Origin of the sequence: Aromatoleum petrolei (assembly GCF_017894385.1) — a bacterium.
GTDB lineage: Bacteria > Pseudomonadota > Gammaproteobacteria > Burkholderiales > Rhodocyclaceae > Aromatoleum > Aromatoleum petrolei.
Map to the genome: position 1 here is coordinate 5216725 of NZ_CP059560.1, position 25815 is coordinate 5242539.

General features: G+C 64.3%; 26 protein-coding genes. 8 read left to right on the forward strand and 18 right to left on the reverse strand.

All coding sequences use genetic code 11. The features are described 5' to 3' along the window. Window positions 1–162: 162 nt before the first annotated feature. Window positions 163–2190, reverse strand: coding sequence for a DUF6351 family protein (locus ToN1_RS23760; protein ID WP_244860876.1), 2028 nt, complete (start codon window positions 2188–2190; stop codon window positions 163–165). Window positions 2191–2610: 420 nt separating this feature from the next. Between ToN1_RS23760 and ToN1_RS23765 the strand changes: the two genes are divergently transcribed. The 8 genes from ToN1_RS23765 to ToN1_RS23800 all read left to right on the forward strand — a co-directional run bounded on the left by ToN1_RS23765 (window position 2611) and on the right by ToN1_RS23800 (window position 8949). Further along, entirely contained in the window at window positions 2611–3027 is a 417-nt protein-coding gene (locus ToN1_RS23765; RefSeq protein ID WP_169205594.1) for a M67 family metallopeptidase, read from the forward strand. Next, entirely contained in the window at window positions 3024–4475 is a 1452-nt protein-coding gene (moeB, locus tag ToN1_RS23770; RefSeq protein WP_169205593.1) for a molybdopterin-synthase adenylyltransferase MoeB, read from the forward strand. The genes ToN1_RS23765 and moeB overlap by 4 nt, the downstream gene beginning before the upstream one ends. A 23-nt stretch (window positions 4476–4498) precedes the next feature. After that, window positions 4499–5467 (forward strand): PLP-dependent cysteine synthase family protein, encoded by a 969-nt coding sequence (locus ToN1_RS23775; RefSeq protein ID WP_169205592.1) that lies wholly within the window; start codon window positions 4499–4501, stop codon window positions 5465–5467. Between the two features lie 16 nt (window positions 5468–5483). Beyond that, window positions 5484–6143, forward strand: coding sequence for a peroxiredoxin (locus tag ToN1_RS23780; RefSeq protein ID WP_169205591.1), 660 nt, complete (start codon window positions 5484–5486; stop codon window positions 6141–6143). 97 nt (window positions 6144–6240) lie between these two features. Then, the gene (locus ToN1_RS23785; RefSeq protein ID WP_169205590.1) at window positions 6241–6669 is read left to right on the forward strand and encodes a hypothetical protein; all 429 of its coding nucleotides are present in this window, start codon (window positions 6241–6243) and stop codon (window positions 6667–6669) included. Window positions 6670–6820: 151 nt separating this feature from the next. Then, window positions 6821–7441 (forward strand): LemA family protein, encoded by a 621-nt coding sequence (locus ToN1_RS23790; protein ID WP_210147922.1) that lies wholly within the window; start codon window positions 6821–6823, stop codon window positions 7439–7441. 43 nt (window positions 7442–7484) lie between these two features. Further along, complete coding sequence (locus ToN1_RS23795; protein ID WP_169205589.1) at window positions 7485–8378, forward strand: TPM domain-containing protein; 894 nt, start codon at window positions 7485–7487, stop codon at window positions 8376–8378. A gap of 31 nt (window positions 8379–8409) precedes the next feature. After that, entirely contained in the window at window positions 8410–8949 is a 540-nt protein-coding gene (locus tag ToN1_RS23800) for a TPM domain-containing protein (protein ID WP_169205588.1), read from the forward strand. Between the two features lie 9 nt (window positions 8950–8958). On the opposite strand, the gene ToN1_RS23805 is transcribed toward ToN1_RS23800, so the two are convergent. The 17 genes from ToN1_RS23805 to ToN1_RS23885 all read right to left on the reverse strand — a co-directional run bounded on the left by ToN1_RS23805 (window position 8959) and on the right by ToN1_RS23885 (window position 25791). Next, on the reverse strand, window positions 8959–9315 hold the full coding sequence (locus ToN1_RS23805; RefSeq protein WP_169205587.1) for a DUF423 domain-containing protein: 357 nt from the start codon (window positions 9313–9315) through the stop codon (window positions 8959–8961). A gap of 254 nt (window positions 9316–9569) precedes the next feature. Further along, window positions 9570–10928 carry an MFS transporter gene (locus tag ToN1_RS23810; protein WP_169205586.1) on the reverse strand — a complete coding sequence of 453 codons (1359 nt, stop codon included), beginning with the start codon at window positions 10926–10928 and terminating at the stop codon, window positions 9570–9572. A gap of 73 nt (window positions 10929–11001) precedes the next feature. After that, window positions 11002–11718 (reverse strand): ABC transporter ATP-binding protein, encoded by a 717-nt coding sequence (locus ToN1_RS23815; protein ID WP_169205585.1) that lies wholly within the window; start codon window positions 11716–11718, stop codon window positions 11002–11004. Then, window positions 11711–12472: an ABC transporter ATP-binding protein gene (locus ToN1_RS23820; protein WP_169205584.1), complete on the reverse strand. Its 762-nt coding sequence runs from the start codon at window positions 12470–12472 to the stop codon at window positions 11711–11713. The genes ToN1_RS23815 and ToN1_RS23820 overlap by 8 nt, the downstream gene beginning before the upstream one ends. Further along, on the reverse strand, window positions 12465–13442 hold the full coding sequence (locus ToN1_RS23825) for a branched-chain amino acid ABC transporter permease (protein WP_210147923.1): 978 nt from the start codon (window positions 13440–13442) through the stop codon (window positions 12465–12467). Before ToN1_RS23825 ends, ToN1_RS23820 begins: the two co-directional genes overlap by 8 nt. A gap of 2 nt (window positions 13443–13444) precedes the next feature. Next, window positions 13445–14311 carry a branched-chain amino acid ABC transporter permease gene (locus ToN1_RS23830; RefSeq protein WP_169205583.1) on the reverse strand — a complete coding sequence of 289 codons (867 nt, stop codon included), beginning with the start codon at window positions 14309–14311 and terminating at the stop codon, window positions 13445–13447. A gap of 180 nt (window positions 14312–14491) precedes the next feature. Then, window positions 14492–15679 (reverse strand): ABC transporter substrate-binding protein, encoded by a 1188-nt coding sequence (locus ToN1_RS23835; RefSeq protein WP_169205582.1) that lies wholly within the window; start codon window positions 15677–15679, stop codon window positions 14492–14494. A gap of 63 nt (window positions 15680–15742) precedes the next feature. Next, window positions 15743–17344 (reverse strand): benzoate-CoA ligase family protein, encoded by a 1602-nt coding sequence (locus ToN1_RS23840; RefSeq protein WP_169205581.1) that lies wholly within the window; start codon window positions 17342–17344, stop codon window positions 15743–15745. Between the two features lie 145 nt (window positions 17345–17489). After that, a complete protein-coding gene (locus ToN1_RS23845) occupies window positions 17490–18236 on the reverse strand; it encodes an SDR family NAD(P)-dependent oxidoreductase (protein WP_169205580.1) in 747 nt (248 codons plus the stop codon). Between the two features lie 155 nt (window positions 18237–18391). Continuing rightward, a complete protein-coding gene (gene oah, locus ToN1_RS23850) occupies window positions 18392–19525 on the reverse strand; it encodes a 6-oxocyclohex-1-ene-1-carbonyl-CoA hydratase (RefSeq protein WP_169205579.1) in 1134 nt (377 codons plus the stop codon). 35 nt (window positions 19526–19560) lie between these two features. Beyond that, window positions 19561–20628 (reverse strand): 6-hydroxycyclohex-1-ene-1-carbonyl-CoA dehydrogenase, encoded by a 1068-nt coding sequence (gene had / locus ToN1_RS23855; protein ID WP_169205578.1) that lies wholly within the window; start codon window positions 20626–20628, stop codon window positions 19561–19563. Between the two features lie 57 nt (window positions 20629–20685). Then, a complete protein-coding gene (locus ToN1_RS23860) occupies window positions 20686–21465 on the reverse strand; it encodes an enoyl-CoA hydratase/isomerase family protein (RefSeq protein WP_169205577.1) in 780 nt (259 codons plus the stop codon). 47 nt (window positions 21466–21512) lie between these two features. Continuing rightward, window positions 21513–21695 (reverse strand): hypothetical protein, encoded by a 183-nt coding sequence (locus ToN1_RS23865; RefSeq protein WP_018991499.1) that lies wholly within the window; start codon window positions 21693–21695, stop codon window positions 21513–21515. 12 nt (window positions 21696–21707) lie between these two features. Then, window positions 21708–24257, reverse strand: a complete 2550-nt coding sequence (locus ToN1_RS23870; protein WP_244860877.1) for an FAD-dependent oxidoreductase — start codon at window positions 24255–24257, stop codon at window positions 21708–21710. Window positions 24258–24315: 58 nt separating this feature from the next. After that, window positions 24316–24957, reverse strand: a complete 642-nt coding sequence (locus ToN1_RS23875) for a CehA/McbA family metallohydrolase (protein ID WP_169205576.1) — start codon at window positions 24955–24957, stop codon at window positions 24316–24318. 30 nt (window positions 24958–24987) lie between these two features. After that, complete coding sequence (locus ToN1_RS23880) at window positions 24988–25440, reverse strand: GNAT family N-acetyltransferase (protein ID WP_018991502.1); 453 nt, start codon at window positions 25438–25440, stop codon at window positions 24988–24990. 51 nt (window positions 25441–25491) lie between these two features. Next, the gene (locus tag ToN1_RS23885; RefSeq protein WP_244860879.1) at window positions 25492–25791 is read right to left on the reverse strand and encodes a hypothetical protein; all 300 of its coding nucleotides are present in this window, start codon (window positions 25789–25791) and stop codon (window positions 25492–25494) included. Window positions 25792–25815: the final 24 nt, after the last annotated feature.

A 25815-nucleotide genomic window follows, 5' to 3' on the forward strand; every position in this document is an offset into this window, starting at 1 on the left:
TCTGTAACCCGTCGACAAGAGGATTGTAGTCGCACGCTTGATACATTATATAGTTAACATAATACCAATTATGGTGGTTTTAGATGCGCCGGCCGATCGCCGGGCGACGGTCGTGACACCACTGCACTCGACCCGAACAAGTCTTCGTTGTCGCCAAGGAACCTATCTCACCACCTCGCCGCCCATCACATCATTTGGACGTCCCTGGTCGGGTTGGCGGTAATCGCACACACCATCGGGAAAAATCTGCTCGAGCTGTGCCTTGTACGGCTGCATGTCCACCGGCTTGTAGACGCCACGGTCGAGCGCGGACGATACGCTTTGCAGTGCGCACTTGAAGCGGTCGCCACGGATCCCGTCCCCGGCGACCATGCGGGAGTTCGCGTAGATCGGATAGACGCGCATGCACGCGCCCGTCGGGAGCTCGTTCCAGTCGCCGTCCCAGACCCGGTCGCCCTTGAACATGATCCGCCCGCGAGCGTCGAAACAGCGGTCACTGGCGCTCTCCGGGCGCGCTTCCGCCCACGAAAGCTGGGGACGCGCGTGTTTCGCACGCAGCCACTGATCGATCGTGGTGAAGGCCTTGGGTGTCGGATCGTAAGCCTTGTCGCTCACCCAGATCGCCTGGTTCCCGGCATCGCCCTGGGCTGCAATCATCCGGGCCCGAGCGGAAAACGATGCGGCAGTGTGATGCATGTCGAGCTCGGCTTCGAGATACAGCCGCTCGTCGATGACGGGAATATCGATGCTGCCAAGGAAAACCTGCCCCGAACGGTAGGCGGCCGCGATCGCTTCGAGGCCCCCGGCAAAGCGCGGCGCCGGGTGATCGCGGTTTCGACCCATGTTCATGTTGTGGGCGCTCCACGGTGAAAAGTCGCGCAGTTCGCTCTCGCCGCCGTCGATCAGCCAGTAGCGTTCGGGCTGCATGTCCGCGGGTGACTTCCAGCTGCCGATACTTGCGTTCAGGCGCAGGAACTGCTCCGGACCGATCTGTTTCCGCTGCAGCGCACGGAGGCCGTACTGCACACCGACATTGTCCCACGGAATGCGTGCGTACCCCCTCGCGTCGGTGCCGAAGAAACGTTTGAGGTCCTCGAAGTAGCTCCAGCGCACCTGCTGGAAAACGTCGCGTGCCAGATGCGACTCGAAATGCGCAAACCGCGGATTCAGGACCAGCGGCGTCAGGCCCCGCCAGCCGACCACGCACTCGGTTTCGCCCTTGCGGTCGTGTACGGTTTCGCCGCGCATCATGAAGGCAACCCTGGACGCGACCTGGATCCGCATCAGCCCGCCGGAGCTTTCATGGCGATTGCTGGCGTTGAAACCTTCTATCCAGCGCCGGTTCTCGGCCTTGCGCCAGGTGCGGTTGTCCCTGTCGGTAACGTCGAAGTAATACTCGAGCAGTTCGCAGTCGAACACTGGAATCGTCTGCGTGATCATGTCCGGATAGGAATATTGGGCGATGGCCGCATCGATGAGGCCGGGGCGGTTCTGCGCCAGCAGATATTGCTGGATGGCGCCGCCCGAAGCGCCCACGCCCACCGTGTAAGCGGGCTCGCCGTAAAGCGCGACGAACTGCCGTTTGACGCGCAGCGCGGTGTCCTCCGCGAGCCAGATGTCGAAGTGGTTGCGGCTGGTGGTTCCGGTCGATGCGACGACCGCGTAGCCCTGCGCGAGCTGATCGCGGCGATCGTCGAGGACGGCCTTCACGTTCGCCCTGCCCTGTCGATGACCGATTCCGACGCCTCCATAAAACTGGTAGATCAAACGACGGTTCCAACGATCGGCGGCGGGACTGTCGATGAATTCGCGCGCGCCCTTGATCGCGGCGATGAGGTAGATGAAGCGGTTGATCGTGCCTATCTCGACACGGACGATGAAGGGCACGCGGGCGCCATTGATGGTGACCGTGTCGACCTCCTCCGACTGCCCGTTCCACCGCGCGAAGTGCTTCTCCCCGACCGGTTTGTAGAAATACCAGGCCTTCGTGGGCGCAAGGCAATCCTTGCTGAACGCCCGTGCCGTCGGCCTGTCCCCGGCGGCGTCAGCGGCGGAGACAACCGGTGTGCCGGTCCCCGCCGTATTGTCCGCCAGGGGCTGGCCCAAGCCTGAACTGGCGGTGTCGCAGATGAAGGGATATTGATTCGGTCCGGCGAACAAGGGTTCGCTCGGGCCGACCTGCCCGAGCATGATCGGGAAACGGAAGGTTTCGGCCGGTCGTTCGAGGCGCGAAGGGTGCGGTCCCGCATACGGCTCGGTGGGCGCCCCGGCGTCGAACCCTGGCGGCAAGCCGGCGACCTTCCGATGGCCAAGCTGTCCGCCCCCGTCGGACTGGCCACCAAGAGCGACGCCAACGAGGATCAGCCCCGGCCACAGCCACCTTCTTCGCTTCATCTTCGATGTCCTGCCGTGCGCCCTGCCCCGTCCGGCTGAGCCGTCCATGATTCAGATATAGATCACGGGCGATTGGCCGCAATGAACGACGACCGGTGTGCCACTCCGACCGAAATTTGCTCCGCGAGGGCGCGCGTCGCGAACTCAGGCGGCCCGATCGCATTCCAAAGTAGACGGATTTAGTCGGTTATTGCGTTCTGTAACGAGGGTCCCGCCATGGCGAGCTTGCGACTGCCTCCCCCTCTGCGCGACACGATCATCGCCGCCGCGCAGACGGGCTACCCCGATGAGGTGTGCGGAATCCTGCTGGGGCGGCAGGACGGCGAAGCCGTGACTGTGTGCGCGGTCCGTGCCGCCCGCAATGTTCACCCGGAGCGCACCGCGGATCGGTTCCTGATCGAACCGCAGGATTATCTCGATGCCGAGTACGCGGCGGCCGCCAGCGGACTGCAGGTGGTTGGCGTTTGGCATTCCCATCCCGACCACCCGCCCCACCCTTCGGTTACGGACCGGGAATTCGCGTGGGCGGGTTGGTCCTATCCGATCGTCTCGGTCAAGGCCGGCGTGGCCACCGAGTTGCGCTCATGGCGGCTCGAGGGCCAAACGTTCGGCGAAGAGGAGGTGTTGTCATGAGCCATGTCATCGTTCGCATTCCGACTCCCTTGCGCGCTTACACCGGTGGCGCAGACGAAGTCGAGGTCGACGCCGCCACGGTCGGCGACGCGCTGCAGGCTCTGGCCCATCGTCACGAAGGACTGCTGCCGCGCGTGTGCGCGGGGGACGGATCACTGCGCCCCTTCGTGAACATCTACCTCGGATCGGACAATGTACGAGACTTGGGTGGACTCGCTGCCCCCCTGCCCCATGACGGCGCAGTGCTCGCGATCGTTCCGGCGGTAGCCGGTGGGGCCGGCGGCGCACGCGAGCGGCGGATCGCGGAACTGAGGGCGAGCATACCGGAGATCGATCCGCGCGAAGCTTTCGCCCTGCAAGCGCAAGGGGCGGCGCTGATCGACGTGCGCGAGGCGGACGAGATCGCGCAGGGCAGCCCCCGCGACGCTTTGCGCATCGGCCGCGGATTTCTCGAGCTGCGCGTGGAGGAAGCCATCCCCGATACCGAGCGGACGCTGCTCGTGCTGTGCGGCGGTGGTGTGCGCTCCCTGTTCGCCGCCGAAGGCCTGCAGCGGCTCGGTTATCGCAAGGTCGCGTCGGTGGCGGGCGGTTTCTCCCGCTGGAAGGCCGAAGGCCTGCCCTTCGAGACCCCGCGCGGCCTCGATTCGCACGCACGCGAGCGCTATGCGCGGCATCTGGCGATGCCGGAGGTCGGGGAAGCCGGGCAGCGACGGCTGCTGGACAGCCGCGTGCTGCTGGTCGGCGCCGGAGGCCTCGGGTCTCCGGCGGCCCTGTACCTCGCCGCGGCCGGCGTCGGCACCCTCGGCATCGTCGATCACGACATCGTCGATCGCTCCAACCTGCAGCGGCAGATCCTCCACAACGACGAGCGCATCGGCCAGCCCAAGGTCGACTCCGCGCGCCGCACGCTGCAAGGCCTCAATCCCGCGGTGAAGGTCGCGACCTACCTCGAGCGCCTGAGTGCGTCCAACGTCGAGCGCATTCTCGAAGGTTACGACGTGGTGGTCGACGGCTCGGACAACTTCCCTACCCGCTACCTCGTCAACGACGCCAGCGTGCGCCTGCAGATTCCGTGCGTGCATGGCTCGGTGTACCGCTTCGAGGGCCAGGTGACGGTATTCTGGCCGCATTACCCGGCCCGCCGCGGCCCGTGCTATCGCTGTCTCTATCCGGAACCGCCGCCCGCCGAGTTCGCGCCCTCGTGCGCCGACGCGGGCGTGCTGGGCGTGCTGCCCGGGGTCGTGGGGCTGCTCGAAGCGGTCGAGACGATCAAGCTGCTGCTGGATCTGGGCGACCCGCTGGTCGGGCGGCTGCTGCATTACGACGCCTTGCGCGCCCGATTCGACGAGTATCGGCTATCCGCAAGGCCGGATTGCGAGCTGTGCGCCGAAGGGCGTGCATTCCCCGGCTACGTCGACTACGAAGCGTTCTGCGCGACGGCGGTTTAAGCGCGTCGCAAGGGAAGACGGACATGGCAGCGATCCCGATCCGCGAATCCGCCCTGCTCTCCGGCGTCGGTCACGTCCCGCTGGTCGAGATCCACGCCGTACGTGAGCAGGCGCCGGGTTGCCGCGTGTTCGCCACGCTCGAAGCCGTCAATCCCGGCGGATCGATCAAGGACCGACCAGTCGTGCGCATGCTGATGAAGGCCCTGCAGACCGGCCGCCTCGACGCCGGCCGGCGACTGCTCGATTCGTCGTCCGGCAACGCGGGCATCTCGTACGCGCTGTACGGTGCGGCCTTGGGTGTGCCGGTTACGCTCGTCGTGCCGGGCAACGCCAGCCGCGAACGCCTCGACCGCATCCGCGCCAGCGGCGCCGAACTGATCCTCACCGATCCGCTCGAAGGCTACGACTTTGCAGTGGCCGAGGCGCGCCGCCTCGCGCGCGATCACCCCGAGCGCTACTGGTACTGCGATCAGTATTCGAATCCTGAGAACTGGCGTGCACATTACGACACTACCGGTCCGGAACTGCTGCGGGGCGTTATGGCGAGCACCGGCAGGCCGCCGGATGCGTTCGTTGCCGGCATCGGCACCGGCGGCACGCTCACGGGCGTCGCGCGCCGGCTGAAGGAAGCGCATCCGGCAACGGTCGTGATCGCGGCGATCCCCGACGAATTCCCCGGCATCGAGGGCCTCAAGCCGCTCGGCCATCCGGGCGACATGGTGCCGGCGATCCTCGACGAGAGCCTGATCGACCGCCGTCTGCCGGTGTGCATGGAGGATGCGATCCCGATGTGCCGGAAGCTGGCCAAGACCGGCCTGTTCGTCGGCCCGTCCGCAGGCGCGCTGGTGCATGTCGCATGCCGGGTCGCGCTCGAAGATCGCTTGCGCTGCATTGCCACGCTGCTGCCGGATACCGGCGAACGCTACGTATCGACCGGGCTCTGGGCGGGCACAGACGTACAACAGGAGACGGGAAGGACAGGGAGCCACTAATGCGTGGAGGTTTGCCATGGCATTGCGATTAGGCGACGACGCGCCGGACTTCACGGCGGAAACGACGCGGGGAACGATCCGGTTTCATGAGTGGATCGGGGACGGGTGGGCAATCCTGTTCTCGCATCCGAAGGACTTCACCCCTGTCTGCACCACGGAACTCGGGTATATGGCGGGACTCAAGGAGGAATTCGACAAGCGCAACACCAAGATCATCGGTCTGAGTGTGGACTGCGTCAGTGACCACGACCGCTGGTCGAAGGATATCGAGGAGACGCAGGGGCATCGCATCAATTACCCGCTGATCGGCGACCCGGACCTCAAGGTGGCCAAGCTTTACGACATGATCCACCCCAACGCCAGCGGCAGCGCTCAGGACCGAACGGCGCAGGACAACCTGACGGTGCGTTCGGTGTTCGTGATCGGGCCGGACAGGAAGATCAAGCTGATGCTCACCTACCCGATGAGTACCGGCCGCAACTTCGACGAGGTCCTGCGGGTGCTGGACTCGATCCAGCTCACCGCGAAGTACAAGGTGGCGACGCCGGTCAACTGGAAACCGGGCGAGGACGTGATAATCGTGCCGTCGGTCTCCGACGAGGAAGCAAAAACCCGCTTCCCGGACGGATGGGAGGCACCCAAGCCCTATTTGCGCATCGTTCCGCAGCCCAGATAGCGCACGTGCGGCCACTCAGCCCTTGGGCAACGCTTGCTGTCGGTCAATGATTTGCTCTATACAGGAAATTGCCAATCCCGATGCAGAGGAGCCGACCATGCCGAAGAAAGCCGTAGCCCACGAGTCCGCACATGCCCCCCCTGTCGACGCCACTTCCGACGAATCCCGCGCTGCATGGCCATTCGGCGATATTGCTGCAGTGTGGACGGGGATGCCGTGGATCAACCTATGGATACAGTCCTGGGCAACATGGCTCGGACAGCACGGGCCGGAAATCGAGCGGACGCCTGCTACCGGGCGAGTGCGTGCGCCACGCCCCGAACGTCGACAGGTCGAGCTCCCGTGGGTACCCAAGATCGAGTCCACGGTAATCCCGTTCTGCCGCTCGGAGGACGAGCCCGGCGCCGAGGCGACGAGGCTTTCGATGCGCCTGCGCGTCCCGACCCTGCCGTGGATGGGTGGCAGCAACGTGATTTCGATCGATACCGTGATGCCTCACGGATTCGACAAGAAGCGCGGCGACTGAGCGGCCAAGGGGTCGGCGCGCTTATCCCACCGGTGCAAGCGGCACGCGGCGGGGTATCATTACTCCCGCATATCGGGTGTGACGTCCGACATTGGCGGTGCGCCACACCGCGCGCCGCCTTGCGCGGCAAACCTGATCCTGGGAGTGTGACGTGTCGAGATCCTTTCTGCGCCGACTGGCTTCGGTCGCCGCCGTCGCGGTTGCGCTGAGCACCGCGGGCTGCGGTTATAACGATTTCCAGCGGCTTGACGAGCAAAGCAAGGCAGCCTGGGCCGAGGTGCTGAACCAGTACCAGCGGCGGGCCGACCTTATTCCCAACCTTGTCGCCACCGTCAAGGGTGAGGCGAACTTCGAGCAGGAAACGCTCACGAAGGTGATCGAAGCGCGGGCGAAGGCGACTTCGATCCAAGTCACCCCCGAAATGCTTGCCGACCCGCAGGCGATGGAACGCTTCCAGCAAGCACAGGGCCAGCTGGGCAGCGCCCTGTCGCGCCTGCTCGTCGTCGCCGAAAACTACCCGAACCTGAAGGCCAACCAGGCCTTCCAGGACCTGCGGGTCCAGCTCGAAGGCACCGAGAACCGCATCACCGTCGCGCGCAACGGTTACATCAAGGCCATCCAGGAATACAACGTCCTCGCTCGCAGCTTTCCGACCAATCTGACGGCGATGGTCTTCAGCTACGCTCCCAAGGCAGGGTTCACCGTCGCGAACGAGCAGGCGATTTCGAGCCCTCCCGCAGTCGATTTCAGTGGCAGTGCGCCCAAGCGTTGAAGCGCCCACTCCCCTGCCCTTGATGCCGGCCCTCCTCCCTTCCATGCGCGCGATCGGATGCGCCCTGCGCCTCGCCTTGTGCATGCTCGCGCTGGGGTTCTGGGCGGGCGCTGCCGGCGCGCAGGAATTGATCCCCGTTCCGAAGCTGACGGCGCGCGTCATCGACCAGACGGGAACACTGTCGTCCGCCGAACGGCAAGCGCTCGAAGACAAGCTTGGCCGATTCGAAACCGAGCGCGGCAGCCAGATTGTCGTCCTGATCGTGGCGACGACCGCGCCCGAGGATATCGCCGCCTTCGCCAATCGCGTGGCGGCCGAATGGAGGATCGGCCGACGCGATATCGGTGACGGCCTCCTGCTGGTAGTCGCCAAGGATGACCGGCGCGTGCGCATCGAGGTCGCCCGCGCCCTCGAAGGAGCGGTTCCCGACCTGGCAGCCTTCCACATCATCGACCGCGCCATCACGCCGGCCTTCCGCCAAGGTCAGTTCGCCGCCGGTATCGAGGCCGGTGTCGAGGCCTTGTTCGCACGCATCCGCGGCGAGAACCTGGCCCTGCCGGAACCGGACGGACGCGACTCGGGCGGATCGGGATCGTTTCAGGACATCGGAGTCCTGCTCATGTTCGGCGTGCCCATAGTCGGCGGCATGCTCGTCGCGGTGCTTGGCCGCAAGCTCGGCGCATTGGCAACCGGGGGCGTCTTCGGCTTCCTCGCCAAATTTCTGCTCGGCAGCCTCGTGCTGGGCATCATCGTCGGTGTGCTCGCCATCATCTTCGTCTTCGTGCTCGGCACCGGCGGGGGCGGACGCGGTGGCCGCGGCGGTCCCGGCGGACCGATCATCTGGGGCGGCAGAGGTCGTGGCGGCTTCGGGGGCGGGGGCTTCGGTTCGGGCGGAGGCGGCAGCTTTGGCGGCGGAGGCGCGTCGGGTCGATGGTAACGAGGATCAACGCCATGACGGAGGGATGGTGATGAGCGCCCTCGCCCGCCTGTTCCGTCACCTTTGGCTGGACGCCGGCGACGCCCGGCGGATCGTCGGGCCGGACACGCTGCAGCGCCTGGAGGTGCGCGTGCGCGACAGCGAACGGCAGCACACGGGGGAAATCTGCGTGTGCGTGGAGGCCAGTCTGCCGTTGAGCTATCTGTGGCGCCATCTGAGGGGCGCCCCGATCGCCACCGTCGTGCGGGAACGGGCAGTGACGCTGTTCGGAAAATTGCGCGTGTGGGATACCGAACTCAATAATGGCGTCCTGATCTACCTGCAGCTCGCCGAGCACCGCATCGAGATTGTGGCCGACCGCGCCGTGGCGCGGACCGTGAGCGAAGACGAATGGCGACGCATGATCGACGAGGCCACTCCGGATTTTCGCGCCGGTCGCTACGCGGCAGGATTGGAACGCACGATCGACGCAGTGGATGCGGTGCTACGCATGGCTTTTCCCTCGACGGAAGCCGGTGCCGAAGGCAGCGGGCGTGCAAACCAGTTGCCGAACCAACCCGTGGTGCGCTGAGCAGCGTCCCTATCCGCGCAGCGCCCGCCACGCGAGGAGCAGCCAGCCGGCGATCATCAGCGTGCCGCCAATCGGGGTGATCATTCCCAGCATTCGCCAGCCGCTCAGTGCCATGACGTAGAGGCTGCCGGAAAAGACGAGGGTGCCGAGCACCAGCAGAACCGCGGCAGACCCCGCGTTCGGTAGCCGCCAGGCACCGAGCGCGAGCAGGCCGGTCGCGTGCCACATCTGGTATTGCACTGCGGTGTTCCACCACCCGAGCTCGGCTGCCCCGAGCACGTTGCGCAGGCCGTGGGCGCCGAAGGCTCCGAGGGCTACCCCGAGCGCGGCGAGCAGGCTGCCCGCAATCAGGATGGATCGATTCATGGTTTCGTGATGAGTCGGTTTTCCGCACGGCGCGCACCGCGCAGCTAAAGACGGGCCGATGCAAGGACAAGGGCTACGCCGGAGGACGATAGTGTCCGCCGACCTCGTCACCTGCGCAATGCCTGGCCGGTAGCAGCCGGTTCCTGAATCTCTGCGCCCTGGTGCGGATCGCGTGCGACATGCGGGGTGCGGGCCAGACCCCCAAATGCATGAAGCTGCCCGCCCTAGCCATCGGGCGAGCAGCTTCGCCGTTCTTACTCGGTCACGACGCCGAGTTCACCGGCAAAGGCGAGCGGCTCCTCTTCATCGGGCGCATGCAGCGCATTGCGCGCGATCAGCGACACTGCGAACGCCGCAATCGCTCCGGGAATCGCAAAGAACAGGAAATTGAAGTGCAGCGGCATCGCCATGGCGAGCAGCGTGCCGCCGACGATGGGACCGAGAATCGCACCGCTGCGGCCCACGCCCGAGGCCCAGCCGATGCCGGTCGAGCGGATCGCCATCGGATAGAACTGCGCCGCATACGCGTACAGCAGGATCTGCGAACCGATGGTGGTCGCTCCGGCGAGCGCGACAAGCACGTACAGCACCGAGGTGGGGCTCTTGTAGCCGAGCAGGCTGATCGACACAGAGCCGATCACGAAGAAGATCATCAACACCGTCTTCAGGTGCAGACGATCCGCTACGACACCGCCTCCCACTGCGCCGAAGATGGCTCCGAGGTTCAGCACCAACAGGAAGGACAGGCTGGAGCCGAGACCATACCCCGCCTGCGTCATCAGCTTCGGCAGCCACGACGCTAGCGCGTAAACCATCAGCAGGCACATGAAGAAGGCCACCCAGAACATGATCGTACTTAGCGCGCGGCCGTGCTTGAACAGCGCCACCAAGGGCACATGGCCGGTCTTTCCGGTCGGGAAGTCGTAACGGTCTCCGGGCTGAGGAACGAAGCGCTCTTCGACGCGCGCGAGCAGGATGGCCGCCTCCCGGTCACGTTTGGCGTGCAGCAGGAAACCAATGGATTCGGGCAGCAGGTAGAAGATCACCGGCAGCAACAGCAGCGGGAGCCCCGCAACGAAGAACACGGATGACCAGCCGTACGCCGGGATTAGGTACATCCCCAGCCCCGCCGACAGCATGCCGCCCACGGAGTAGCCGCTGAACATGATCGCGACCAGCGTGGTGCGCAACTTCTTCGGTGAATACTCGGTCATCAGGGCGACGACGTTCGGCATCACGCCGCCAATTCCCAGTCCTGCGATGAAGCGACAGACCGCGAATTCGGTGGCGTCACGTGCGAAGCCGTTGATAAACGTGAACAGGCTGAAGAGGGTCACGCACAGCGCAATCACCCTCTTGCGTCCAAAGCGGTCGGACATCGGACCGAAGATCAGTGCGCCGAACATCATGCCGAACAAGGCGTAGCTGCCGAGCGTCCCGGCCTGGATCGGCGTCAGCCCCCATTCCTTCATCAGCACCGGCAGCACCACGCCGTAGATGACGAGGTCGTAGCCGTCGAAGATGATGATCAGGGCACACCAGAACAGGACCTGCCAGTGGAAGCGATTGAACTTCGCTTCGTCTATCAGCTTATGTACATCGATGTTTCTCATGCCGCCGTGTCTCCAGATATCGTTGTAATACCGCTGGGCTTCTCGCGGAGCCGCGCAGTTCTGTGATGGGCGGTCAGCTCACGCCCAGATGTTTGTGAAGCAGCTCCGGGTTCGCGCGCAGTTCGGCGCTGCTCGCCTCGTGGGCCACCTTGCCCTTCACGAGGATGACGTTGCGATCGGAGATTGAGGTAACCGCAGCGTGATTCTTGTCGATCACGATGGTGGCGATGCCGGTGGCACGGATCTGGCGAACGATGTACCAGATCTCCTTGGCGATCAGCGGCGCCAGCCCCTCGGTGGCCTCGTCGAGGATCAGGAGGTCCGGATTCGTCATCAGCGCGCGCCCGATCGTCAGCATCTGCTGCTCGCCGCCGGAAAGCTGGTTACCGCCGTTCGTGATCCGTTCGCCCAGCCGCGGGAAGGTATCCAGCACGCGCTCGTAGGTCCAGTCGCGCCGCCCATCGACGCCCGCTTTCGCCGCCATGATCAGGTTCTCGCGCACCGACAGGTTCGGGAAGATCCCCCTGCCCTCGGGCACGTAGGCGACGCCCTTGCGCGCGATGAGATAGGGCCGCGCGCCAGTCATCGTCTTGCCGCGCACCGCAACCCGACCGTGGCGCGGGCGCACGTGACCGAGCATGCTGCGGATGAGCGTGGTCTTGCCCATGCCGTTGCGCCCCATCAGGCCGACCGTCTCGCCGCGGCTGATACGGAAATCGATGCCGTGCAGGATGTGGCTGCTGCCGTAGAAGGTGTGCAGCCCTTCCGCCTCCAGAAGTACATCACTCATCGTCCGGCTCCCCTTCACCCAGGTAGGCTTCCTGAACGGCGACACTGTCGCGGATCTGGTCCGGGGGGCCGCTTTCGAGCACCTGCCCCGTCACCATCACCGTGATCACGTCGGCGACCGCAAAGACCGCATCCATGTCATGCTCGACGAGCAGGATGGCGTGATCCGGCGTGAGCTTCTTGAGCAGTGCGACCATCGACTGCGACTCCTCGGGGCCCATGCCTGCAAGGGGCTCGTCAAGCAGCAGCACCGATGGCGCGGTCGCGAGCACCATCGCGATTTCCAGCTGTCGCTGCTCGCCATGGCTGAGGGTCGCCGCGACCACGTCGCGCCGCGCGGCAAGGCCGGCCTGCTCGATGGCGCGGTCAGCAGCGTCGCACAGGTCGGCGAACGATACGGCTTTCGAGAAAACGCGCAGCGCGCGCGGTGCCCGCGACTGTGCGGCGAGGCGGCAGTTCTCGAATACCGTGAAGGCGGGAAAGATATTGGTGCGCTGGTAGCTGCGGCCGATCCCGGCACGCGAACGCTTGTCCGGACTCCAGCCCGAGATGTCCTGGCCGCGGTAGAGGATCTGCCCCGCCGTCGGGGGCAGGTCGCCGGACAGCAGGTTGATCAGCGTCGACTTGCCGGCGCCGTTCGGCCCGAGGACGGCGTGCAGCATGCCCTTGTGCATGTCCAGCGAGACATCCCGGTTGGCGTACAGACCGCCGAAGCGGCGCGACATGCCGCGCGCCGAGAGAACGAGCTCAGCCATTGCGGTTGCCTCCCCCGATCAGCAGGCCCTTGAGGCGCTTGGGAAGGCTCGACAGCCCCCCCGGCAGCACCATTACCACGGTCACGATGACGGCGCCCATCAGCAGTTGCCAGTGCTTCGTCAGCGCAGAGAACACCTCCTGCAGCACGACGAAGGCGAAGGCTCCGATCGCGGCGCCGTTGAGGGTGCCCATGCCTCCCAGGATCACCATCAGCAGCACGTTGCCCGACTGGTGCCAGGAGAGGATTTCCGGAGTGACGAAACCGTACTGGCAGGCGGAGAAGAAGCCGGCCAGCCCGGCGATTCCGCCCGCCGTCACGAAACCAGCGAGCTTGTACAGGAAAACCGGAAAGCCCAGCGACAGCATGCGGTGCTCGTTGCTGCGGATGCCCGCAAGCGCGTGCCCGAGCGGCGAACGCAGCAGCACGCGCAGGAACACGTAGGCCACGACCAGGAAGGCCAGCACGACGTAGTAGAACTGCATCGGCTCGTTGAGGTCGAGCAGCACCGTTTCGCCGATGCGCAGCTCCGGTTTCACGTTGAGGAAGGCGCCGTCCGAGCCCCCGCCCAGCGGCGTATCGTGAAACACGAAGTAGATCATCTGCGCGAAGGCGAGCGTGACCATGATGAAGTAGATCCCCTTCGTGCGTAGCACGAAGAGCCCTACGACAAAGGCGACCGCGGCACCGGTGAGGATGGCCGCGGGCAGCACCAGCCATAGATTTGCGGGATCGTACTTTGGCGACAGCAGCACCACGCTGTAGGCGGCCACCCCGAAAAACGCCGCGTGGCCGAAACTCACGAGCCCCGTGAAGCCGACCAACAGGTCCAGACTCATCGCGAAGATCGTCATGATCATGATCTTTGCGATCAACTCGTTGTAGTAGCCCGAGCCGAACATCGGGAACAGGGCCAGCACCAGCAGCACGAGCGGCAGGTAGTTGCGCTTCTTCCTTGCGGGCAGCGGCATGGTCAGATCCTCCGGAAGATGCCTTCGGGCCGCCACAGCAGCACCGCGGCCATCAGCACATAGACGGCGAGGCCCGCGTAATCGGGTGCGATCACCTTGCCGAAAGTGTCGGCCAGGCCGATTAGCAGCGCCGCCACCAGCGCCCCCCATACGGAACCCACGCCGCCGATCACGACGACCACGAAGCAAATGATCAGCACCTGGTTGCCCATGCCGGGATAAACCGATGACACCGGGGCAGCGAGCATCCCCGCGAATGCCGCGAGGGTGACGCCGAGTCCGAATACGATGCGGTAGATCAGGTCGATGTTGATGCCCAGCGCCTGCACCATCTCGCGGTTCGAACTGCCCGCGCGGATCATCATCCCGAGGCGGGTGTAGCGGATCAACCAGTACATGACGATCGCAAGCAGGATGCAGACGGCGGACATGAACAGGCGATACACCGGATAATTCAGCGTGTCGCTCAGCTGGATCGACGCCGACAGCAGCTCGGGGATCGGTACGCCATGCACGTCGTCGCCGACGAGCAGGCTGCGAAGTTCCTCGAAGATCAGGATCAAGCCATAGGTGAGGAGGACCTGATCGAGGTGGTCGCGTTTATACAATCTGCTGAACAGCGCCCATTCCAGAAGGAAGCCGATCAGCACGCTCAGCACGATTCCCACCAGAATTGCGACGAGGAGATTCCCCGAGAGGGACGTGAGCGAGAACGCCATGTAGGCGCCCATCATGTAGAAGCTGCCGTGGGCGAGGTTGATGATGCCCATGATGCCGAAGATCAGCGTCAGTCCGCTGGCCACCAGGAACAGCAGCAGCCCGTATTGAAGCGAGTTCAGCAGCTGGATCAGGAAGGTCGAGAAATCCATCGCCATATCCCTCCGGGTGCCTCTGGCACCCGAGTGAAGGTGAAGCGGAGCGGGCGTTCGCCACCACACGGGCGAACGCCTGACGAGGCAGTGGTGCCGCGCCGGCGAGGCTTATTCCGCGCGGGGGCGCCCCCTTTGTTGCACGCGCCCGCACAAGCCCCGCCGGGGCTGGCAACCGGGTTACATCCGGCAGCCGCGTGCCGGATCGGCCAGTGCCTTCGCAGCGACCGAAACAACCTTGTTCTGCTTCGCCTCCACCTTGCGGAGATAGATGTCCTGCACGGGGTTGTGCGCCTTCGACAATGTGAAGCGTCCGCGCGGGCTGTCGATGGTCGCCTTCTCCATCGCCGCGATCAGCGCCTCGCGCTTCGTGACGTCGCCGCCAGCGCCGGCCAGGCCCGCGGCGAAGAGCTGCGCCGCGTCATAGCCCTGCACGGAATACACATCGGGCTGCATCCTGTACGCCATCGCGTAGGCGGTACGGAAAGCCTTGTCCTTCGCGATGTCGAGCCCGTCCGCGTAATGCAGGGTGGTCAGGATGCCTTCGGCCGAATCGCCCTGCGCTTCCAGCGTCCCGTCGGTGAGGAAACCGGAGCCATACAGCGGAATGGTCTTCTTCAGACCCGCGGCGTCGTAGTCCTTCACGAACTTGACCGCTCCACCACCCGCGAAGAACACGAACACGGCGTCGGGCTTGAGCGCAGCGATTTCGGTCAGATAGGGCTGGAATTCGACGTTCGGGAAGGGCAGGTACATTTCCTTCACGACCTTGCCCCCCGCCTTCTCGAAGGCCTCCTTGAAGCCCGCGACCGACTGCTCCCCGAAGGAGTATTTCCAGCTCAGCGTGACGACGTTCTTGTGCTTTTTCTCGGCCATCACTTGCCCCATCGCGTAGGCAGGCTGCCAGGCGGAGAAGGACGTACGGAAGATGTTGGGCGAACACAGCGGACCGGTAATCTCGTCCGCGCCGGCGTTCGGCACGATCAGCAGCGTCTTGGTCTCGCGCGCCACGCGCGTCATCGCGAGCGCCACGCCCGAATGCACCGTGCCGATGAGGACGTCGACGTTGTCGCGCTTGATCAGCTTATTGGCGTTCTCGGGCGCCTTTGCCGCGTCGGATTCGTCATCGACGGTGAAGTACTCGATCTCACGCCCGCCGAGCTTGCCCCCGCCCTGCTCCACGGCGAGTTTGAACCCGTTGGTGATCGCATTTCCCAGTGCCGCGTAGGTTCCCGTGTACGGCAGCATCAGGCCGACGCGGATCTTGTTGGCGCTCTGGGCGAACAGTGGTGCCCCGGGCAGGGCGAGGCCCCCCGCGATACCGGCAGTGGACAGCAGGAAACGACGGCGATTGAATCCTTGCTCCATTTCACACTCCTCCTTTGGTGAGGCCGCTTGAGCGGCTCTGGTTATGTTTTTTTCGCGCGGGATCTACGCCCCTGACAGCGAACGCAGCTTGAATCGCTGGATCTTTCCGGTGGCCGTCTTGGGCAGCTCGTCGACGAATTCCAGCCAACGGGGGTACTTGTACGGCGCGAGCTTGCTCTTGACGTGGAGCTTCAGCTCGTCCGCCAGCTCGGATGCGGGCATGCGGCCGGGCTTGAGCACGACGAAAGCCAGCGGCTTGATCAGGCCGTCATCGTCCGCCTTCCCGACCACGGCCGCTTCGAGCACCGCGGCATGCGTGATGAGGGCAGACTCGACCTCGATCGGCGAGACGTAGATGCCGCCGACCTTGAGCATGTCGTCGTTGCGCCCGGCGTACACGTAGTTGCCTTCTGCGTCCTGGCTGTACTTGTCGCCGCTGCGCGTCCATTGGCCGACGAAGGTCTCGCGGCTCTTCGTACGGTTGTTCCAATAAAGAGCGGCGCTAGTCGGGCCGCGCACCTGGAGTTCGCCCGCTTCGCCCTGAGCCACGTCCTCCCCATCATCGCCGATCAGGCGCAGCTCATAGCCCGGCACCGGCCTGCCGCTGGTGCCGTAATGAACGTCCCCCGACCTGTTCGACAAGAAGATGTGCAGCATCTCGGTCGAACCCAGTCCGTCGAGGATCTCGACGCCGAAATGCTCAGTCCAGCGATTGCCCACTTCGGCGGGGAGGGCTTCGCCGGCGGAGGTACAGCGCCGGATCGACAGCTCCTCGCGTCCCGGCAGGATCGGGCTCGCCAACATCGATGCATATAGCGTCGGCACGCCGCAATAGATCGTCGGCTGGTGCTCGCGCAGCACGCGGAAAACCGCATCCGGCGTCGGACGTTCATCCATGAGCACGGCCGTGGCACCCACCGCGAACGGGAAGGTCAGGCCATTGCCCAGTCCGTAAGCGAAAAACAGCTTCGCAGCCGAGAATACGACATCGTTCTCGCACACGCCAAGGATCGGCTTCGCGTAAAGCTCGGCCGTCTGGATCAGGCTGGAATGTAGATGCACAGTGCCTTTGGGCGCACCGGTGGAACCCGACGAATACAGCCAGAAACAGGGATCGTCGCAACAGGTTTGTGCCGCCTCATACGGCGGCCGCGGGGCAGCGATGAGTTCGGCGAAGTCGACATGCCCGCCACGCGTGCCCGAATCGCCGCCGGAAACGACGACGTTCTTGATGAAGGGGCTCGCCTCGATCGCATTGGCAAAGGCCGGCAAGAGGGCCGACGAAACCACGAGGCCGCGCGCACGACTGTCGCGCAGCATGTAGGTGTAATCGGATGCCGTCAGCAGTGTGTTGACGGGAATCGGCACGACCCCGGCCTTGATACAGCCAAGGAAGGCCGTCGGAAAATCGATGGTGTCGAGCAGGCACAGCAGTACCCGCTCTTCCATGCGCATGCCCATTTCGCCCAAGGCGTGCGCAAAGCGATCGACGCGCTCGGCAAGTTGCGCATAGGTATAGCTTCCCGCGCGGTCGATCACTGCGGTCTTGCCGCCACGGCCCGCGCGCAGGTTGCGCTCGATGAGGTCGTGCGCGGCGTTGTACTCGCGCGGGATGGTGATGCGCGGAGGACTGACACTTTGATCCGCGACGCTGAGTTCTGCCATTTGCTCCTCCTCTGCTTGGTCTGGGTCGACAGACAACTGCCGTTCGGGCTGAGCATGTCGAAGCCCACCACCGCCCTTCGACAAGCTCAGGGCGAACGGATGTCTTAACAACCGGATCACTGACCCGGGCGGCGCTGCGGATATCTCAGTGAATCGTCAATCCACCGTCCGCTGCCAGGATCTGTCCTGTCACATAGCCCGACGCGTCGGATGCGAAGAACACGAACACCGGAGTGATTTCCTCCGGTTCGGCCCAGCGCCCGAGGGGAATTCGGTCGAGGTACTTTTCCTTGAATCGTTCGTCCGTGCGGATCGTCTCGGTCATCGGCGTGGCCGCTCCGGGCGCGATCGCATTCGCGGTGATGTTGTAGCGCGCGAGCTCCTTCGCGGTGCTCTTGGTCATGCCGAGCACGCCGGCCTTGGCCGCGCTGTAGTTGATTTGTCCGATCGTGCCGAGCACGCCGGCGGTGGAAGTCACGTAGATGATGCGTCCGTACTGGCGCTCGATCATGCCGCCGACCACGGCCTGCAGGCAGTTGAACGCCCCGGTAAGGTGAACCCCCAGCACCTGGTTCCACTGGTCCGGCGTCATCTTGTTGAGCATCGCCGTGCGCGTGATGCCGGCGTTATTGACGAGGATGTCGATGCGGCCCCATTCGGCATTGACCTTCGCGGCCATCGCTTCCACCTGCTCGCGATTCGAAACGTCGCAGGCTACGCCGATCGCCTGTCCGCCGGCTTCGACGATCTGTCCGGCCACGCGGTCTGCGGTCGCCTGATCGAGATCGATCACCGCAACCTTCGCACCTTCTTTTGCATAGGCCTTCGCAACGGCCGCCCCGATGCCCTGTCCCGCTCCGGTCACAACTGCGACCCTGTCCTTCAACTGCATGCGAGTCCCCTATCACTGCATGGCGGTCGTCAAACCGCCGGTGAACTGCAATGCTCCCCCGGTAGAGAAAAGGCCGGGGTGGGAAGAGGCAGCCGATGCTGCATCCACCACCCCGGGAAGGGAGAGACCTTATAAAACGTTTAGCTGCCCAGGCATCAGGCCTTGGGCTTTGCCAGGACCTGCTCGGCGAAGTTGTCGTCGAACATGGCGCCTTCGGCGACAAGCTGGCGGAACTTGATGAAATCGATGACGTCCTTGCCGGTCGCCTTCTTGTTGTTGAAGGCAGTGAAGCCGAGGTACGCCTCGTGGTTCATGTTCGCCGCGAGCCAATGCCGGTTGGCGAGCTTCAGCTGGTCCCAGAAGAACTTCTTCTTGCCGCGGATGCCGTCGATCGACTTGATCAGGCACTGCGGGAAGAGGTTCGTGAACTTCCACACGAGTGCATTGACTTCCGCGTCGAGGCGCGAGAAATCGGTCGTGCATTGGCCGATCAGCTCCTTTGCCGCCTGGACCTTGTCGGCCGCGACCGGCTCGCCGTAGACCAGCTCGCCGTCATCGACGTAGGCATCGGTGCGGACGAGCGGGTTGCGGACCCATTCGCCGTCCTTGTTCTTCAGCACCGGCACGACCTTGGTGATGAGGTTCTTCGACTTCATCTTGTACGCGCTCCACGGCTCGCACGAGATGCAGTTGTACATCGCGTCTTCCATGTTGAGCATCCACGGCAGGAAGTCCGTGGAGCCACCGTCCGGCGCGCTGCCGTGCTTCGGGCCGGCCTGGCCGAACACCGCCATGTCGGACGTGATCGTGATGTCGGTCGCCATGCCGATTTCCTGGCCGCCGCCGACGCGCATGCCATTGACGCGGCAGATCACCGGCTTCTTGCAGTTCAGGATGCCGTCGACCATGGCGTTGAACAGATCCATGTACTCGCCGTACTCGTTCGGGCGGCGGGCATAGTAGGACGCGTATTCCTCGGTGTTGCCGCCGGTGCAGAACGCCTTGTCGCCCATCGCGGTGAACACCACCGCCGTGACCGTGCGATCCCCGGAGGCACGCTGGAACCCGGCGATGACGCCCTTGACCATCTCGGTCGTGTAGGAGTTGTACTGCTTCGGGTTGTTGAGAATGATCCACGCGGCGTACAGGCCCGGAACCTGATTACCCTGGGGGTCCGTCACGGGACGCTTTTCGAAGATGACCGAGGGCGCCTCGGTGCCGAAATGCTCGTGACCGAGCAGGGCGTGATCCTTGGTTTCGTTGTCGCGGGGCAGCCAATCGAGTGCCATGTGATGTCTCCTGTTATATCCAGTGGTGTGCGTGATCAGAAATCGGGCGTCAGGATGACCCGGCGCTTGAGCTTGCCGTGGTGCGCCTCGTCGAACACTTGCTCGATCTGGCTCATCGGACGCGTTTCGACGAAAGGTCCGAGCTTGATGCGGCCGTCCAGGCACATGTCGCGCACCGCGGCGTAGCGGTCCGGCGGGCAGCCCCAGGTACCGATGATTTCCGCATCGAAAGCCATCAGCTTCGACAGCATGTAGGTGGTTTCGGCGGTGCCGTAACCAACGATCACGAGCTTGCCGGTGAAGGACAGCAACGACAGCGCGAGCTCCTGGCCGGGCTTGCTTCCGGTGACCTCGAAGATCTTCCAGCCGTAGTTCGACGGCAGGCCGCGCTCCTTGCAGAAGCCCTTGAACAGCTCCTTGACGTCCTTCGCGCTCTTGTCCTTCGGGTTGATGATGAAGTCGGCACCGAAGTCCTTCATCATCGTCAGCTTTTCTTCATTGATGTCGATGCCGATGACGGCCTTCGCACCCATGCCCTTGGCCGTCTGCACCATGAAGCTGCCGACGCCACCTGCTGCGCCGATGACGATCACGAGATCGTCCTTCTTCAGGTCCGCGCGCACCGCTGCCTGATAAGGCGTGGTGACTGCGTCCGCAACCACCGCAAGGTGCTCCAGCGGCGTGGTACCACGATTCTCGACCACGCACAGATACTTGGACTGCGCGACGATGTGGCTCGAATACCCGCCATAGATGCCCATCGAGTTGCCCGGCATCTTCTGCGAAAGGCAGCGGTTGCCGCGGCCGGTCTTGCACAGCTCGCACTCGCCGCACGGGATCACCGCGGGCACGATCACTTCCTTGCCGATCATCGACGGCTCGCCGCCGATCACGGTGCCGGAGATCTCGTGTCCCAGCGACAGCGGGGGCTTCTGCACCGTCGGCACGCCCATGTAGTAGTACGACAGGTCGGTGTGACACACGCCACAGCCTGCAATCTTCACCACCACATCGCCCGCTTGCAGCTCGGGCATCGGTACTCGGGTCTTCAGCAGCTTGCCGGGCTCGGTCATCTGCCAGGTATCGATGAATTCCGGAATCACGCTTGTCTCCGTTTGTGAATGTCGTTCGTGAGTGGGGAAATGATTGGGATTACCGGATCAGGAATTGCGCCATACCGGCTTGCGCTTCTCGAGGAAGGCCGCGAGCCCCTCCTTCGCGTCGTCGGTATTCATCAGTTCCTTCAGATAGATGTTCTCGGCGGTGTCCAGCGCAGCACCGAAGGGCTTGTCTGCAACAGCGCGGATCGTCTTGCGGGTGCTCGCCAGCGCGGCACGACTCAGTCCCATGAAGGGGGCAACAAAGGCCTGCACGTCGGCCGCAAACGTTTCCTTGGCGAACACGCGATTCACCAGGCCGATCGCCTTCGCCTCGTCGGCCCCGATGTTCTCGCCGCCCAGCAGCAGTTCGAGGGCACGGGCCGGCGGCACCAGGCGCGGCAGCAGCACCGCCGCGATCGGCGGGAACACCGCCAGTTTGATCTCGGGCTGGCCGAACTTCGCGTTGGACGCGGCGACGAGCATGTCGCACGCGATCGCCACTTCCATGCCGCCACCCAGTGCCACGCCGTTTACCGCCGCCAGCGTCGGGATCTGCAGTTGCTGCATGCGGCGGAAAATGCCATGGAAGACTTCGATCATGCGATCGACCTTGTCCGGCGTGTGGTCGGCCACTTCGACGCCGGCCGAGAAGGCCTTCTCACCCGCACCGGTGAGCATCAGCAGCTTCACGCTGTTGTCGGCCAGACACAGGTCCAGCGCGACGTTCATTTCCTCCATCGTCGGGATGTCGAGGACGTTGAACGGCGGACGGTTGATCGTCAGCGTCGCAAGGCCGTCGGCCACGCCGTAGGTGATGAACTGGAATTGCGCATTACTCATTGATGTGTCCCCTCGTTCTCGTTCGCTCAGCGCGTGTTCGCGTAACTTCAGTTCTCGTTCTTCATCTGCAGCCGGTACGGACACACCGCATCGCAGTCCGCACAGCACACCTCGCCGTCGCAGCGGATGTGCCACAGATCCGCGCCGCAGTTCGTGCACCGGCACTTGGCTTCCGGCTTGATGGCCGGGCGGACCTCCTCCGCCGACCAGAAATCGATGACCTGTCCCATGGCGGCCTCCGATCAGAACAGATCGTCGAGTTCGTCGGATCCTCCGCCCGGCATCTTCCCGTACTGCTGCAGGTAGGCCTGGATCATCTGGCTCTCGCGGGAAGTGAAGAGCGCTGCTTCCTCGAACACGAAGTTCGTCGCGTCACCGCCGCGTTCGAGCTGTTCCATCAGCCCGTCGCGCAGGTTCTCGACGCCCTTGATCATCAGCACATTCTTCTCGGCATCGAGGAGCTGGAACACACCCGACTCGGTCGGCACCGACGCAATCGTCGCCTCGTCGAACTTCAGCGAAGACTCGGGCGGCAGCACCGCCTCAGCGATCTTCGGCGCGAGGTTGCACTTGAAGCAGCGTGCTGCCTCTGCCCGGGCAGTCGCGTCGTCAAAGCCCAGCTCGACCTCGTCCCAGCCGGTGCGCTGCTCGGGCGCCAGCATGATCGGGTGGAACTTGCGGATCTTGTTGAAACCTTCCTTGCGACCGATGTACGGGCTGGTGTCCCAACCGTCGCGCAACAGCACTTCGGAGATGTCTCCGTCGCCACCGAGCACGATGTCCATCGCGGAAGCCGCGACACGCCCTTGGGCGACCGACTCGATCAGCGTCGACGGTCCGAGCACGCAGTCGCCACCGGCATAGACCTTGGGCCGGCTCGTCAGCATCGAATCCTCGCGCACCGTGATACGGCCCTTGCGGTCGGTCTCGACGCCGAAGCCTTCGAAGCGGTTCGGGAACTGTCCGATCGCGGCGATCACCAGATCCACGCCTTCGACCACCTCCTCGCCGGTCTCGACCGGCTTGCGGCGGCCCGACGCATCGGCCTCGCCGAGCGCCATCTTCGCGTAGGTGATCTGCAGCCGGAAGCCGTTGGTGCCCGGCTCGATCTTCTTCGGTGCGAGCAGGTAGCGGATATTCACGCCCTCCTCCACGCAGCCCTCGAATTCCTCCAGGCGCGCCGGCATCTCTTCGCGAGTGCGGCGATACACCATGTCCACATCGGCGCCGAAGCGGCGCGAGGAACGCGCGTTGTCGGTCGCGACGTTGCCGCCGCCGATCACCGCCACCTTCTTGCCGGTCTGGATGCCCTCGGGCGTATTCACGAGACCCATCGTCACGGCTTTCAGGTAGGTCGGGCTGTCGACCACGCCCGGCAGGTCATCGCCCGGGATACCGAGCCTGTCGCCGCCCTGTGCGCCGATACCGACAAACACCGCACCGTAGCCGTCATTGAACAGCGTATCGACGCTTTCCACTTTGGCGCCGTAGCGGAACTCGACGCCGAGCGCAGACACTTCCGCGACCTCGTTGTCGATCACTTCGGCCGGCACGCGGTACGACGGGATGCCATAGCGCGCCATGCCGCCCGCGGCCGGCTGTGCGTCGAAGATGGTCACGCCGTGCCCCTGCTTGGCGAGGTAATACGCCACCGTCAGGCCGGCAGGGCCAGCGCCGATCACCGCGGCCTTCTTGCCGGTCGCCGGCAGCTTCTTCGCATGCTCGCGCCAGATTCCCGTGTCGTTGTCGGCGGCGATGCGCTTCAGGTTGCGGATCGACAGCGGATCGTCCAGATCCTTGCGGCGGCAGGCCGATTCGCACATCGCGAAACAGGCGCGGCCGAGGATGCCCGGGAACGGGAGCTTCTCGCGAACGACCGCGATCGCCTCGCCGTACTTGCCTTCTGCGGCGAGCTGTACGTAGCGCGGCACGTCAATGCCGGCCGGACAGGCGCTCTTGCACGGCACCATCGACTCCTCGCGCTTCGCGGGGTCGAGGGTGCGGTCCATCAGTGCGCCGGTCGGACACACGGTCACACAGGCCTGGCAGAAGGTACAGCCGGATTCGATCAGCGTCGGTGCGATGGTGCCGACATAGGTGCGTTTGCCCTGCGGCGTCTCAACTTCCTTCACTTCCAGACAGCCCACGCCCCGCACGTCGTTACAAGCGACGAGGCAGCGGCGGCAGTCGATGCACAGGTTGTAGTCGCGGTCGAAGAAGGGCTCGTCCTTGATGATCGGCAGCTGAACGGGCTTGTATGGCGGGGTCGTGTTGGGAATACCGATGTAGTCGGAAACCTTGCGCAACTCACAGGACGAGAAGATCGTGCAGCAGCGCGTCTCCTGCGGGTTGCCGTAGGAGCACTGCGAGCGCGAACAGCCGTCGCGCTGCGGACAGGTCAGGCAGACATGGGGGTGCGGGCCGAGGATCTTCGCGAGGCTGGTCTGGCGCACTTCCTGGATTGCCTGCGACTTCGTGGTGACGACCATGCCGGCCGTGACAGCGGTCGAACAAGCTTTCACCACTCCGTCGACGCCTGCGATCTCGACCATACAGAGATTGCAGCCGCCGTCGCCGGCGCCACGTTGGCCGGCAGGCGGGAGGTCGGGGTGCGCGCACAGCGCAGGAATGTAGAGACCCGCGGCGGTCGCGGCGTTAAGGACCGACGCACCTGCCGGCGCCTCGACCTCGACGCCATCGATGCTCAGTTTCACCGGCGCGCCGAACTCGGCCATCTCGACCGGCTTGCTCGCCTTCCACCACCTGATTTCCGATGTCTGTACGGCTTCCATGTCTCTCTCGTCCTCTGTTTTGCTCCGGGCTTAGCGTTTGCCCGGTCCGAGCTGTTTCTTACGCCGCCTGTGCAAGCTGCAGATAGCCCGGGTAGTAACTCCCCTGGCAGGCTCCCGCGCGTACAGCCGCGATGAAACTCGCCATGTCGGTGACGGGCTGCGAGAACTTCGTCGCGCACTTCCCGACCGCAATCGTCTTGTGGCAATCGCTGCCGCCCAGCGCTGGCAGGGTCATGTGGCGAGCGGCACTGATTGCCAGATCGTTGTCGCTGTCGAGATTGCCGCCGTTATGCGTTTCAACGGCCGCAATCCCGGTGATGTCGAGCAGCCCGTGGAGCAGGCTCGCGACCCCGACCTCGCGGAACGGATGGGCCGGCACGCAGATTCCGCCAATGCTGTTGATATGCTCGATGACTTCGTTGATCGGGAGGTAGTTGTCGCGCCCCCAGATGTTCCAGCCGTCATCCTGCATACCGTAAGCCAGCATGTGCCCGCGATCGGTCGCGATCTCCACGCCGCGCAACACCAGGAAACCCTCGTCGCGCCCCACCTGCTCGACAGGCAGCGACGCTTCATACGAGTAATGCTCGGTGATGCACACCCCGTCGAGTCCCAGCTCCTTCGCGCGGCGGATCAGATCCACCGGCTCCAGCCAGTTGTCGTAGGAGTACTTGGTATGGCAATGGCAATCGATCCACATGGGACGGACTCCGCGCGCCGGCCTGGCCGCTCAGGAAACGGTGTATTCGAGGTTGATGCGCTTGGACGGCGAGAAACGCTGACGGGAGAAGAATTTCTCCAGCGCGAAGTCGTCCCAGTTCACCAGCGTGTAGACCTTCTTCACGCCCGCCGCCTTCATGTTCATCATGAACTGGTCCAGCAGCTCGCTTGCCACGCCGCGGTTCTGGAAGCGCGGATCGACGCCGATGGTGTCGATGGTTGCGGTGGATTCGGGAATGCCGAATTCGCCGAAATACACGTCGCCCATCACGAAACCGGCGATCTTGCCGTCAATCTCGCACACGAGGGAGGAGTTGATGTTGTGCTGCGGGTTGAGAACCCCTTCCAGCTTCCGCTCGTAGTACTCGCGACGATTCTGCTTGGAGCCTGCAGCGTCGATCTCGACGATCGCATTCAGGTCTTCCTTCTTCAGCACCCGCATCACACGCTTCTGGTCAGACATTTACCTATCTCCTTTGGTTGGCAGTTCCGCGTCCGTTCGCGTCACCGCCTCTCAGAACAGTTCGTCTTCCTGCTGGGGCGCGGCCGAACGGCGGGTATATACCGTGCCGATGACCTTCCCCATTTCCTGGTCGGTGTCGAGGCAGGTCGTGCAACCGTCACCCTCGGTCTGGTAGCTCTCGACGTGCACCTCGAAGCCCATGCCCCGGTACGCTTCGGCGATTTCCGACAACCGCGGCTCGCCGATTGTCGTCAGGCGCTTCCAGCCTTCCCGCAACAGGCGCTCCTCGACATCCTCTTCGCGCGATGCGGCACCGGCCAGCTTGATCGGGATCGTCTTCTTCGTGCTCATCTTGGAACCCTCCGTCATCGCCGG